Origin of the sequence: Microbacterium sp. Se63.02b (assembly GCF_014171575.1) — a bacterium.
Classification (GTDB): Bacteria; Actinomycetota; Actinomycetes; order Actinomycetales; family Microbacteriaceae; genus Microbacterium.
In genome coordinates, this window is the sequence record NZ_CP050453.1 from 2,492,451 (window position 1) to 2,505,030 (window position 12,580).

Annotated in this window: 13 protein-coding genes and 1 pseudogene; 8 read left to right on the plus strand and 6 right to left on the minus strand. The window is 70.2% G+C overall.

What is annotated here, in order from left to right:
* Positions 1 to 31: 31 nt before the first annotated feature.
* Genes G4G29_RS12260 through G4G29_RS12270 form a run of 3 tightly spaced genes read right to left on the minus strand, consistent with a single transcriptional unit; the run spans position 32 to position 1,372 of the window.
* On the minus strand, positions 32 to 646 hold the full coding sequence (locus G4G29_RS12260; RefSeq protein WP_183150316.1) for a CYTH domain-containing protein: 615 nt from the start codon (positions 644 to 646) through the stop codon (positions 32 to 34).
* Positions 639 to 851 (minus strand): response regulator, encoded by a 213-nt coding sequence (locus G4G29_RS12265; RefSeq protein ID WP_183150317.1) that lies wholly within the window; start codon positions 849 to 851, stop codon positions 639 to 641. Before G4G29_RS12265 ends, G4G29_RS12260 begins: the two co-directional genes overlap by 8 nt.
* 50 nt (positions 852 to 901) lie before the next feature.
* Entirely contained in the window at positions 902 to 1,372 is a 471-nt protein-coding gene (locus G4G29_RS12270; RefSeq protein WP_183150318.1) for an A24 family peptidase, read from the minus strand.
* A 132-nt stretch (positions 1,373 to 1,504) separates the two neighbouring features.
* Here G4G29_RS12270 and G4G29_RS12275 point away from each other — a divergent pair, with 132 nt between their 5' ends.
* Together G4G29_RS12275 and G4G29_RS22140 are read left to right on the plus strand one after the other, a co-directional pair.
* Entirely contained in the window at positions 1,505 to 2,101 is a 597-nt protein-coding gene (locus G4G29_RS12275) for a hypothetical protein (RefSeq protein ID WP_183150319.1), read from the plus strand.
* A 424-nt stretch (positions 2,102 to 2,525) separates the two neighbouring features.
* Positions 2,526 to 2,960, plus strand: coding sequence for a hypothetical protein (locus G4G29_RS22140; RefSeq protein WP_244632661.1), 435 nt, complete (start codon positions 2,526 to 2,528; stop codon positions 2,958 to 2,960).
* A 185-nt stretch (positions 2,961 to 3,145) separates the two neighbouring features.
* Here G4G29_RS22140 and G4G29_RS22145 read toward each other — a convergent pair whose 3' ends face one another.
* On the minus strand, positions 3,146 to 3,370 hold the full coding sequence (locus G4G29_RS22145; protein WP_244632662.1) for a hypothetical protein: 225 nt from the start codon (positions 3,368 to 3,370) through the stop codon (positions 3,146 to 3,148).
* Positions 3,371 to 3,814: 444 nt separating this feature from the next.
* Between G4G29_RS22145 and G4G29_RS12285 the strand changes: the two are divergent.
* A pseudogene (locus G4G29_RS12285) lies at positions 3,815 to 7,272 on the plus strand (error-prone DNA polymerase).
* Positions 7,273 to 7,284: 12 nt separating this feature from the next.
* Here the strand turns inward: G4G29_RS12285 and G4G29_RS12290 are convergent.
* The gene (locus tag G4G29_RS12290; RefSeq protein WP_183150320.1) at positions 7,285 to 7,668 is read right to left on the minus strand and encodes a hypothetical protein; all 384 of its coding nucleotides are present in this window, start codon (positions 7,666 to 7,668) and stop codon (positions 7,285 to 7,287) included.
* Positions 7,669 to 8,012: 344 nt separating this feature from the next.
* Positions 8,013 to 8,597 carry an NADPH-dependent FMN reductase gene (locus G4G29_RS12295; RefSeq protein WP_183150321.1) on the minus strand — a complete coding sequence of 195 codons (585 nt, stop codon included), beginning with the start codon at positions 8,595 to 8,597 and terminating at the stop codon, positions 8,013 to 8,015.
* A 165-nt stretch (positions 8,598 to 8,762) separates the two neighbouring features.
* On the opposite strand from G4G29_RS12295, the gene G4G29_RS24050 reads away from it, so the two are divergent.
* From G4G29_RS24050 to G4G29_RS22155, 5 genes are all read left to right on the plus strand, one after another.
* Positions 8,763 to 9,761 carry a hypothetical protein gene (locus G4G29_RS24050; RefSeq protein WP_345941067.1) on the plus strand — a complete coding sequence of 333 codons (999 nt, stop codon included), beginning with the start codon at positions 8,763 to 8,765 and terminating at the stop codon, positions 9,759 to 9,761.
* On the plus strand, positions 9,670 to 10,896 hold the full coding sequence (locus G4G29_RS24055) for a hypothetical protein (RefSeq protein WP_345941068.1): 1,227 nt from the start codon (positions 9,670 to 9,672) through the stop codon (positions 10,894 to 10,896). Before G4G29_RS24050 ends, G4G29_RS24055 begins: the two co-directional genes overlap by 92 nt.
* Before the next feature lie 94 nt (positions 10,897 to 10,990).
* On the plus strand, positions 10,991 to 11,329 hold the full coding sequence (locus G4G29_RS12305) for a metalloregulator ArsR/SmtB family transcription factor (RefSeq protein ID WP_183150322.1): 339 nt from the start codon (positions 10,991 to 10,993) through the stop codon (positions 11,327 to 11,329).
* A gap of 38 nt (positions 11,330 to 11,367) precedes the next feature.
* A complete protein-coding gene (locus G4G29_RS22150; RefSeq protein WP_244631978.1) occupies positions 11,368 to 12,030 on the plus strand; it encodes an MFS transporter in 663 nt (220 codons plus the stop codon).
* A gap of 26 nt (positions 12,031 to 12,056) precedes the next feature.
* The gene (locus G4G29_RS22155) at positions 12,057 to 12,263 is read left to right on the plus strand and encodes a hypothetical protein (RefSeq protein ID WP_244631980.1); all 207 of its coding nucleotides are present in this window, start codon (positions 12,057 to 12,059) and stop codon (positions 12,261 to 12,263) included.
* The last annotated feature ends 317 nt before the right edge of the window (positions 12,264 to 12,580 follow it).

Here is a 12,580-nt window from a genome sequence, read left to right on the forward strand (position 1 = left end):
GGGAAGGGGTTGCGCGCGACCGGGTCTCCGGTTAGAAGCCGAGGGCGCGGGCGAGCTTCGACCCGGATGCCGATTCACGGCCGCCGGCAGCCAGCACGGCCTGCTCGACCGCGTCGAAGAAGGCCGCGCGCCCCGCGTCGTCGGCGGGCGCGGCAGGACCGAGCTCCATCTCCCATTCCCGCCACTCGCGGCGCACTCCCCGGCGGAGATCGGTGGCGCGGACCCGATCGTCGACGAACTCGGCCACCACGCCGTCACCGCTCGTGAGCAGGTAGGCGGTGCGGTCGTTCTCGATACGGGCGAGCGGAGTGAGGGGCGCGGTGGTCCAGGCGGACACCGTCTCGGCGACCGCGGGCGGAAGGGCGTCTCCCTCGCCGAGCGGCCAGCCGAGTTCGAGCCTGCCGTCGCCCTGACGAGGCCCCTTCACGTGCCAGCCCTCGTCCGGACCGCCCGTGCGCCGACGCAGAGCCACGCCGGCGCGCGCCAGGGATCCGTCGTCGGTGTCGAAGTACCGGGCGTCGAGAACGCGGATCTCTCCGGCGGTGACGGCATCGACCCCGGGGATCGCGTTCCAGATCGGCAGAGGCGTCTCGATGTCGACGTCGTACTTGCGCTCGACCTCGACAGTACGGGACGGCTCAGTCATCGTCGAGCGTGAGGTCCTCGAGAGACTCTTCGAACCAGTAGTCGACCTCGGTGGGGCCGTCGTCCGCGCCGGTGTTCTGCGGTTCGCCGCGGCGGTTGTACACCACCTGCGTCTCGCTGTAGGGGACGATCAGCTTGTCGTCCGCATCGCCGAGGGGGATGATCTGCCCGTCCAGCGGGCCGCCGTGAAGCCGTGCGAGTGCCATGTGCTTCAGGGTAGCGCCGTCGTCGCGGTATCGGTGCGAGACAGGCGGATTCAGCCGAGGACGACGCCGAGAAGCGCCCCGACGATCATCCACGGTCCGAAGGCGATGCGAGTGGTCCGCTCCGCTCGACGCAGCAGGAGGAGCACCAGCGCATAGAGCGCACCCAGCACGAAGGCCGAGGCCGCACCGATCGCGAGCGACGGCCACCCGTGCCAGGCCAGCACGAGACCGATGACGGCAGCGAGCTTCACGTCTCCGCCGCCCATCCCGGAACTGCGGATCCCCCGCAGCAGTGCGTAGAAGCCACCGAGGATCAGCATGCCGAGAAGCGCGCGGACGCACGACCCGCTCTGCCCTCCTGCGAGGGCATCGAGTCCGATGAGCGCGAGCAGCGAGGCGAGCGTCGGCAGCACGATCCGGTTCGGCAGACGATGCGTGCGGGCGTCGATCACGATCAGCCATGCCCCGATGCCGATCAACGCCATGTGGGCGAGCACGACGAGGACGGACCGGATCTCCATCCCCGCAGAGTAGGAGATCCGCGATGCGCCCTCCGACCCCCTGTGGACAACGTGGCGCGATGTCCGATGTACGAACTATCGTCGTTCACACGAGTTGGTATATTAGAATATATCTTCGAGAAAGGATGCAGGGTGATCGGGCTCGACGCACTCACCTCGCTCTCTCCGGCGGGCGACTCCCGCGCGGGAGAGGTGCTGCGACTGCGCCGAGAGATCAGCCGGATGCAGCGGCGGCGCAGCGATCAGACCCTCCTCCCCCTCGACCCCGCCTTCTCCGCCCTGCTCCCGGAAGAAGGACTGCAGACCGGTACCTCCTACACCGTCTCCCCCTCTCCGAGTCTCGTGCTCGCCCTGCTCGGCGCGGCATCGCAGAAGGGCCTGTGGTGCGCCGTGATCGGCATGCCGACGCTCGGCGTCGAAGCGGCGGCCGCGTTCGGCATCGATCTGGCCCGCCTGATCCTGGTTCCCGACCCCGGAGAGCGCTGGCTCGCCGCGACCTCCGCGCTGGCCGAGGTCGTGCCGCTGATCGCCGTGCACCCTGCCACCAGGGCGCGGGACGCCGACGTCTCCCGGCTGAGCGCCCGGCTGCGCGACCGCGGATGCACCCTGCTGATCGCCGAATCCCCGGCACCGGGCGCTGGCCGCAGAGCGAGGGGACCATCCGTCTGCACGATCCCCACTGGCACGGTCTCGGCGCCGGGTGGGGCCTGCTCTCCGAGTGCACGGTGACGGTGACCGCGCAGACACGGCACAGCCCTCACCCCTCGAGCGTGCGCGTCCAGCTGCCGGGGGCCACGGCGCCGTCGAAACCGTGGCGGCGGAGCTCACCGCCCTGCCCCCGCTCTCCCCGAGGCCGCCGTTCCCGGCGAGCCCGCACCACCAGAACTCCTGCGCTGGGCGGAAGCCGGATGAACAGTCCGATCCGCGTCCTCGTCCTGTGGTTCCCCGACTGGCCCCTGCGAGCCGCTCTCGGCAGCGCACCCCCGCATCCGCCCACCGCGCTCGTCCAGGCGAACACCATCGTCGCCTGCACCGCCTCCGCCAGAGAGCACGGTGTGCGCACGGGTCAACGTCGCCGGGTCGCGCAGGGACACCTCTCGTCGCTGCGGGTGCTCCCCACGACGCCGACCGCGATGAACGTGCCTTCCTGCCCGTGCTGCACCTCATCGAGAAGCACGCGCCAGGGGTCACGCTGCTGCGGCCGGGGCTCGCCATCCTCCGCGCCAGGGGCATCTCCCGCTATCACGGTGGAGAAGCGGAGGCCGCCGACGCTCTCGCTGCCGTCCTCGCCGAAGCCGGCTTCCCCGAAGTGCGCATCGGCGTCGCCGACGGCCCTTTCACGGCCGAGATCGCCGCACGCGGTTCCTCTCCCTGCACGGTCGTCCCCCGGGAGGGGCACGGGACTTCCTGGCGCCGTACCCCGTGCAGGTGCTGCGCGACGAGCAGATCGTCGGCCTCCTCATCCGGCTCGGTGTGCGCACCCTCGGCGACTTCACCGCGCTCGCCCCGATCGACGTTCGCGACCGCTTCGGCGAGCACGGTGCGCGTCTGCACGCACTGGCCGCCGGCGCCGACTCCCGTCCGCTGACACCGCGCGCCCCTGATCCCGAGCTGGTGCGGGCCATCGAGTTCGACTCCCCGCTGGGCGGCGCAGACCAGGTCGCCTTCGCGGTGCGGCAGACAGCGGACGCGGTCATGGTCGCCCTCGGTGACGCCTCGGTCGTCTGCACGGAGGTGCGGATCGATCTGACCGACGACAACGGCGTGGTGTTCTCACGCTCCTGGTTGCACCCCACCTGCTTCGACGCCTCCGACCTGGTCGACAGAGTGCGCTGGCAGCTGGAGGCTCTGGCTGCGCAATCCGCGAAGGACCCGATCGACGAGGCGAGGGCTTTCGGAGGCATCGTCGCGGTGCGCATCGTCCCCGCCGCGGTCGACGATGCCGCCCACCATCAGCCCGGCCTCTTCGGCTCCGGTACCGACGAGCGCCTGCATCATGCGGTCTCTCGCGTGCAGACCATGCTGGGGCATCAAGGCGTGGTCACCGCCGCGGTGTCCGGCGGCCGTTGGCTCGCCGATCGTCAGGTGCTCACCCCTGGGGCGAGCGCGCGGTGCCCCCGCGCGACCCGGAGTCCCCTTGGCCGGGGAGCCTTCCCGATCCGCTGCCCGCCGAGGTGTTCCTGCCTCCGCGCCCCATCGGCCTGCTCGCCGCGAACGAGACCACGGTCGGCGTCGACGACCGCGGGATGCTCTCGGACGACCCTGTCCGCATCGAGGGAGCGGTCGTGCAGGCGTGGGCCGGGCCCTGGCCCGTGCACGAGCGCCGCTGGGCACCGGGCGGGGGAAGCGCGGACACCGACTGCAGATCGTCGACGACCGCGACCGTGCCTGGCTGGTCTTCCACACCGGAGAACGCTGGTGGGCCGAGGGGAGGTATCGCTGATGGGCTGGCACAACCCGCCCCTGTCCTGGAACGACCTGGAGCGCACCCTCAGCGGCGAGGAGTCGCCTCCCGTACCGCCGGGAGCCGAACCGCGGGGTCAGCGGACGGATCCTGGACCCGTGAGCCGTCGTCGCTCACGCACTCCCCCGCCGTGGCACGGCCGGAGGAGGCGGTTCCCTATGCCGAGCTGCACGCCCATTCGTCGTACTCCTTCCTCGACGGCGCCTCCTCTCCCGAGGACCTCCTCGCCGAGGCCGACCGCCTCGGACTGACCGCGCTCGCCCTCACCGACCACGACGGCTTCTACGGCGCCGCACGCTTCGCGGAACTGGCCGACCTCATGGAGAGCCCCCTGCAGACGGTCTTCGGAGCCGAGCTGTCGCTGGAGCTGCCGGCGCCTCAGCGCGGGCACGCGGATCCTGCCGGCGAGCACCTGCTCGTCCTCGCCCGCGGGATGGAGGGTTACCACCGGCTCTCGGGCGCGATCACCGCGGCACAGCTGCGCGGTGGTGAAGGGGCGTCCCGTCTACGACCTCGATGACCTCGCCGCGCGCGCCGGCGGCCACTGGACGATACTCACCGGATGCCGCAAGGGCGCGGTGCGGCGCGGGCTCGAGGCCGGCGACGGTCTCACCCCGCTGCGGTCCCTGATCGACCTCTTCGGCAGCGCGCACGTCGCCGTCGAGCTCTTCGACCACGGAGACCCGCAGGACACCCGTCGCAACGACGCCCTCGCCGAACTCGCCCGCCGGGTGCGGCTGCCGGTGGTGGCGACCAACAACGTGCACTACGCGACCCCGGCGCAAGCCCCCTCGCCGAGGCGGTCGCCGCAGTCCGCGCGGTACGCAGCATGGACGAGCTCGACGGCTGGCTGCCCGCGCACGGAGGCGCGCACCTGCGCAGTGGAGCCGAGATGTCGAGGCGCTTCGCGCGGTACCCCGGCGCGATCTCCCACGGACTCGAGCTGGCGGAGGCATCCGCGTTCCCGTTGCGACTCGCCCGACCGGCACTCCCCCAGCAGAAGGTGCCGGAGGGACATACGCCGATGAGCTGGTTGCGGTACCTGGTCTGGGAGGCCGTGCCGTCGAAGTACCCGAGACTGGACGACGACGGTCACCGGAGGATCGAACGCGAGCTGGACGTGATCGAGGAGAAGGACTTCCCGGGATACTTCCTGATCGTGCACGGCATCGTGGCCGAGGCGCGCAGACGCGGCATCCTCTGCCAGGGCAGAGGCTCGGCCGCGGCGAGCGCGGTCTGCTATCTGCTGGGGATCACCGCGGTGGACCCGATCCTCTACCGTCTCCCGTTCGAGCGGTTCCTGGCGACGACCCGCACGGAGGAGCCGGACATCGACGTGGACTTCGACTCCGACCGCCGCGAGGAGATCATCCAGTGGGTCTACCGGGAGTACGGCAGGGAGCGGGCGGCCCAGGTGGCGAACGTCATCCAGTACCGCCCGAAGAACGCGGTGCGCGACATGGCGAGGGCGCTCGGGCACTCCCCAGGACAACAGGACGCCTGGTCGCGGCAGGTCGACGGCTGGGGAACGGGGCTGGAGCCCGTCGAGGGGCATGACATCCCGGAGAACGTGCTCGCCTATGCGGGCGAACTGCTGAAGGCACCCCGCCATCTCGGCATCCACTCCGGGGGCATGGTCCTCACCGCGCGCCCGGTCGGCGAAGTCGTGCCGGTGGAGCACGCCCGCATGGAGGACCGCACCGTCATCCAGTGGGACAAGGACGACTCCGCCTTCATGGGGCTGGTGAAGTTCGATCTGCTGGGCCTCGGGATGCTCGCCGCCCTCCAGCACTGCTTCGACCTGATTTGGGAGAACACGGGCGAGGAGTGGCGACTCGAGACCATCCCCAAAGAGGAGCCCGCGGTGTACGACATGCTCTGTCGTGCGGACTCGATCGGAGTCTTCCAGGTGGAGTCCCGTGCGCAGATCGGCCTGCTCCCCCGACTGCAACCACGGGCGTTCTACGACCTCGCCATCCAGATCGCCCTCATCCGTCCGGGGCCCATCCAGGGCGGAGCGGTGCACCCGTTCGTCCGACGCAAGATGGCCAAGGACCGTATCGATGAGGAGAACAGGGAGCGGGCGCGGCGCGGCGAGGAACCGGTGGAGTTCCCCATCCCCTATCCGCACAGCGATCTGGAACCGATCCTGAAGCGCACGCTGGGCATCCCGATCTTCCAGGAGCAGCTGATCCAGATGGCGACGGCCATCGGCGACTGCACGGCGGACGAGGCCGATCTGCTGCGGCGCGCCATGGGGTCCAAGCGCGGCCTGGAGAAGATCGAGAAGGTGAGGGACAAGCTGTACGCCGGGATGAAGCGACGCGGGCTCATCGGTGACGCCGCCGACCGCATCTACGCGCAGATCCAGGCGTTCTCGAACTTCGGATTCGCGGAGTCGCATTCGTTGTCGTTCGCCCTGCTCGTCTACGCCAGCTCCTGGGTGAAGCTGCACTATCCCGCGGCCTTCCTCGCCGGGCTGCTGCGCTCGCAGCCGATGGGCTTCTACTCCGCGTCGACGCTCACCGCCGATGCGCGTCGGCATGGCGTGGAGGTCAGACGACCTGACCTGCACGCCTCAGGGGCGATGGAGACCCTGGAGCCGCTCGACGACACGGCGACGAACGGACCGACGGGGCGGGAGGACTGCCTCGACGATCCTCAGCCCCCCACACTCCGCTTCGACAGAGGGGCCACGGACGAGTCGGCGACCCATCGGAGGGACGGTCGTTCTGCGGTGCGACTGGGACTCAGCGGCATCCGCGGGATCGGTGTGCCGATGGCGGAGAAGATCGTCGCCGAGCGCGACGCGAACGGCCCGTACCGGGACCTGAACGACCTGGTGCGCCGGACGGATGCCACCGCCGCGCAGCTGGAGGCCCTCGCCACGGCCGGAGCCTTCGACTGCCTGGGGTTGGAGCGGCGGGAGGCGATCTGGCTCGCCGGCGCGGCGGCGGATGACCGGTCGCGCTTCCTTCCGGGGACCACGGTCGCCGTGCAGCCTCCCCTGTTCGCCGATCAGACCAGCTACGAGCGCCTCTCCGCCGATCTCTGGGCGACCGGGGTGTCGACGGACGACCATCCGATGGCGCACTTCCGTGAGGCGCTGCGTGCACGCGGGGTGCTGACCGCCGCTGACCTGCAGCGTCATGAGGTGGGCCGTCGGATCGAGGTCGCCGGTCTCGTCACCCACCGTCAGCGGCCGGCGACGGCTGCCGGCATCACCTTCGTGAACCTCGAGGACGAGAGCGGGCTGGTGAACATCATCTGCTCGGCCGGGGTCTGGAACCGCTATCGCCGCGTCGCCCGGGAGTCACCGGCGCTCATCATCCGCGGCATCCTGGAGCGGTCGGCGGAGGGGGTGGTGAACATCCTCGCGGATGGTTTCGAGGATCTCCGCACCGGTCTCACGCATCGCTCGAGGGACTTCCGATAGGCGGCGACGGTCTCACCAGAAGCGCTCATGCTCCACCGGCGCGGGGCGATCCGCCCCTCCCCATCGGTCGGCCTCGGCCTTGGCCGCATCCGCTGCCGCATCGGCCCCGCGCAGGGCGACCTTGGCCCCGGTGGCTCCCGGCCCGATCGGATCGACGAGCAGCGCGGTACGGGCACCCGATCCGCCGAGCGTGATCGTGCACTCCAGGACACGTCCGATCCAGCGCGAGACCTCGCCTCCCGGCTCTTCCTTGCGGCGGTACCGGATGCCGGTGTCGAGGTCGACGAGGGTGAGCACCACCGGCTCTTCCGTGAGGGGATCGACCTGCTCCGTCACCTCGACCCGGTGGCCGTGAGCGATGGCGACCTGTGCGGTGAAGACGAGCAATCTGTCCATGAATACACCCTAGGCACCTGCTCCTGGAAGGCAACAGGGCCTGCGCGGGAGTGACATTCGCAAATTTCTTTGTCCCCCAAATGGCGGACAAGCCGATTAAGCGATATTCTGCTCTCCGTAGCGGGGGCTACGAGGCTGAGGACTGGGGCTCAGCCGTGAGAGCAGCGAGATCTTCGCCGCCTCCCCGACCGTCCGGGTAGGACGGTGAGCCCTCTCGACGGCACCGTCTGGGGCGGGCCATCGGGAGGGCGTACCTCCCGCGACGCTCAGCCGGCCGACTCCGCGGAGCGGGGCGATCTCAGGCGTGTCCGTGCGCAGCGGCGACGACGGAGGCGGCGCGGACGTCAGTCCTGATCGCCCACGTGACCGGGCGCGGTGAGAGACAGCACCCGCTCGACGAATGCGGCGTATTCGCTCATGTAGTGCCGGAGGAACTTCTCGGTGCCGTCATCCTTCACCTCGCCGTCGTCGCCGAACACGTCGGGATCGAACGTGATGTACGCCTCCGGCGCATTGAGCTGCGGGGCGTTGAGGAAACTCAGCACGCTGCGCATGGACGACTGCATCACGGCGGTGCCGATGGCGCCGGTCGAGGCCCCGATGATCCCGGTGGGCTTGCGGGCGAAGGAGTTGTGCCCCCACGGTCGGGATCCCCAGTCGATGGCGTTCTTCAACGCGCCGGGGATGGAACGGTTGTACTCGGGCGACACGAGGAGCAGACCCTCGGACTGCTCGATCGCGCGCTTGAAGTCCGTGACCGCCGCCACCGGCTCCAGCTCGTCGTCGCGGTTGTAGAGCGGGAGATCGCGGATCGGGATCTCGACGAGCTCCAGGCTCGAAGGCGCCAGCCGCACGAGTGCTGTCGCCAGGATGCGGTTGATCGAATCGTGCGCGAGACTTCCGATGAGATAGCCGATGCGATGCGTCATGGTCCGTTCCGCGGGGAGGGCCGGTTGCTCGAGTGCCGTCAGCGTGGTCCCCGCGTCCTTCCATTTCCAGGATATCGCCGCCATGGGGGCTTGCCGCAAGGCCCCCTTCCTGGGGCAGAATCGACCCTCGCTCGTGCCATCCGCGCACGCGTGCGAAGGAGAGCAATGCCCATCGACCCCTTCCGTCTGCCCGAGAACCTGAGCGCGAAAGCCGCACCCGAGCTCCTCGACCCCGACCGCACACATCTCGCGCAGATCGCCGATGCGCTGGCGGCGCAGCGCGCCGACGTCACCCGGAGCCTGGTCGAGGCGCGGCACCAGGAGGCGACGTTCGGAGACGCCGCCGTGGACCGCGACCTCCGGATCCGTCGCCTGAGCAGCCGCCTCCGGGTGCTGGAGCGTTTCGGGATCGACATCTGTCTCGGCAGGATGACGAGGGTGGACGGTGAGGCCGTCTACATCGGCCGCGTCGGGCTGGCCGCCGCCGACGGCACCCGGCTCCTCGTGGATTGGCGCGCACCCGCGGCCGAACCGTACTTCGCCGCCACGATGGAGGACCCGCGCGGAATCGTCTCGCGACGACGCTACCGCTGGACATCCGGGCGTATCAGCGACTACTGGGACGAGGCCCTCACGGCGGCGGGGTTCGACGGGGCCGCCTCCCTCGACGACCAGTCCGCGTTCATCGCGAGCCTCGGATCGCACCGCACCTCGAGGATGCGCGACGTGCTCGCGACGATCCAGGCCGACCAGGATGCGATCATCCGCACGCCCTCCCCGGTGCGCTCGTGGTGGACGGAGGTCCGGGCACGGGGAAGACCGTCGTCGCTCTTCACCGTGCGGCCCACCTGCTGTACGCGCCGAGCCGCGCCTCACGCGGAGCGCCGGCGGGATGCTGCTGGTCGGGCCCAACGCGCACTACCTCTCGTACGTCGAGGACGTGTTGCCGAGCCTCGGCGAGGACACCGTGCGCCTGTGCACCCTCCGCGATCTCGTCCCCGAGGGCGCCACCGCCACAGCGGAGCCGGATCCTCGGGTCGCACGTCTGAAGGAGACTCTCGATCCCACCGCGGTGCTCGATGCGGTCGCGAAGCAGTTCGAGCGGCCTCCGCAGCACGCGATGCGCCTGGAATCGCCGTGGGCCGACCTCTGGATGAGCCGTGAGGAGTGGGCCGAGCTCTTCTCCCGCGCCGACCCCGCGGCGTCGCATGACGAGGCTCGCGACGAGGTCTGGGAGGAGATCCTGGAGCTGCTGGTCGATCAGGTGGACGACGAGGAGGTGCCGCCCCACGTCGTCCGGCGGTGGCTGCGCCAGGACGAGGAGCTCACCGGAACCTTCGTCCGGGCGTGGCCGCTGCTCTCCCCGACGTGGGCGGTGGCGCGGCTGTGGAGCTCGCCCGAGCTTCTGCAGCGGTGCGCGCCCGAATTGGGGCCGGACGACATCGCCCTCCTGCAGCGCGACGTCGCGGCGCCGTGGACCGACTCCGACCTGCCGCTGCTGGACGCTGCCTACCGCCGGATCGGCGATCCGGATTCCGTGCGCGCCCGGCATCGCCGCGAGGCCGTGATCGCTGCGGCGCAGGAGCAGATGGCGCACGTCGTGGATCATCTGATCGAAGACGACGACAGCGAGATGAAGGTGATGTCGATCCTCCGCGGTCAGGACGCCAGGAACGTGCTGCTCGGCGTCGACGCCCCGCCCGCCCTCACCCCCGATGAGCTCGCGGGGCCGTTCGGGCACATCGTCGTGGACGAGGCCCAGGAGCTCTCCGACGCGCAGTGGCGGATGCTCCTCGCCCGCTGCTCCTCCCGCAGCTTCACGATCGTGGGCGACCGCGCACAGGCCAGACACGGGTTCACCGAGAGCTGGGAGGCGAGGCTCGCACGGCTCGGCATCCGCGACATCCGGATCGCCCACCTCGGCGTGAACTATCGCACCCCGTCGGAGGTGATGGAGGTCGCCGCGCCTGCCGTGCTCGCGGCGATCCCCGACGCGAACGTGCCGACCTCGGTGCGCGAGAGCGGGGTTCCCGTGCGCCTCGGTGACGCGGCATCCCTCTCCACGGTCGTCGACGACTGGCTCGACGCGCACCCCGAAGGCGTGGCGTGTGTAATCGGCGACCCGGCCTACGTAGGGACGGCACGCGTGCGGTCGCTCACACCGGAAGGCGCCAAGGGGCTCGAGTTCGATCTGGTCGCGCTCGTGAGACCGGAGCAGTTCGGCGACGACGTGACCGGCGCGGTCGATCGGTACGTGGCGATGACGAGGACGACGCGCGAGCTCGTGATCCTCCGCTGAGCATCGGGCGACGACGCTGCTCGCCCCGCGGGACGCTGCAGGCCCCGCTCAATGTTAGTATCTGCGTATGGATGCAGGTAATAAGGTTTGCGGGATGGATCCGGCGTCGGAGTACGTGGACCTCGCGGCTGAGGTTCTCGGGATCCTCGCGGACCCCACGCGCATCAAGATCGTGCTCGCGCTTCGACAGGCCGACGAACTCCCTGTGAACACGCTCGCGGAGATCGTCGGGAAGAAGCCGTCCGGGGTGTCGCAGCACCTCGCGCGGATGCGCATGGTGCGCATGGTGACCACCCGGCACGAGGGCACGAGTGTGCTGTACCGTCTCACCGACGAGCACGCGGTCGCCCTCGTCGTCGAGGCGATCAAGCAGGCCCAACACGCCGTCGCGAACGGGCAGACGCCGCCTCACCACGCCGCGCCGCATCACTGACCTCCTCCTCTCCCCTTCCCCCACGAGCGAGGTGCTCGATGTTCGCCGTCCTCCGCAACCCGACCTACGCGAAGCTGTTCAGCGCGCAGATCGTCGCTCTCCTCGGTACGGGGCTGCTGACCGTCGCCCTCGGCCTCCTCGCCTTCGACATCGCGGGCGGTGATGCCGGCGTCGTGCTGGGAGTCGCCATGACGATCAAGATGGTCGCCTACGTCGCGGTCTCGCCTGTCACCACCGCCCTCGTCGCACGACTGCCGCGCAAGCCCGTGCTCATCGGCGCCGACCTCGTCCGCGCGGGCGTCGCCGTCTCGCTCCCGTTCGTCACCGATGCCTGGCAGATCTTCATCCTGATCTTCGTGCTCCAATCGGCCTCGGCGACGTTCACCCCCACGTTCCAGGCCGTGATCCCCTCCGTGCTGCCCGACGAACGCGAATACACCCGCGCCCTGTCGCTGTCCCGCCTCGCCTACGATCTCGAGTCGCTCCTGAGCCCGCTGCTCGCTGCCGCCTTGCTCACGGCGAGCAGCTTCCACACCCTGTTCGTCGGCACCGTGATCGGGTTCATCGCCTCGGCCGCCCTCGTGGTCTCCTCCCGGTTCCCGCACATCGAGGCTCCCCGGCGGCGCATTTCGTCGACCGCCTCACCCGCGGAGCGCTGGCCTACTGGTCGACGCCGGAGCTGCGCGGGCTCCTGGGCCTGAACCTCGTCGTCGCCACGACCACGGCGATGGTGATCGTGAACAGCGTCGTACTGGTTCAGGGCGACCTCGGCCGCCTGCAGACCGATGTCGCCCTGCTCCTCGGCGCGTACGGAGGCGGCTCGATGCTCGTCGCGCTCGGCGTCCCGCGGCTTCTCGACGCGGTGTCCGACCGTGTGCTCATGCTCGCCGGGGGATCGCTCTCCCGATCCTCCTCGCGGCCGCCGCTGGGGTGATCGCCTGGATGCAGGGCACGGCGCAGTGGGCCGCACTGCTGGTGTCGTGGCTGCTGCTCGGGGCGGCGACCTCCACGATCCTCACACCGTCCGCCCGCCTGCTGCGTCGCAACAGCACGGAGCAGAACCGGTCAGCCGTGTTCGCCGCCCAGTTCTCGCTCTCGCACGCCTGTTTCCTGGTCGCCTATCCCCTCGCGGGGATACTCGGAGCCGCGATCGGACTCCCCCGCCGTGGCGCTGCTCCTGGTCGGCATCGCGGTGCTCGGTGCGGCCTTGACGACCGTCGCCTGGAGGCGACCGGCGGTGCGGGTCGAGGG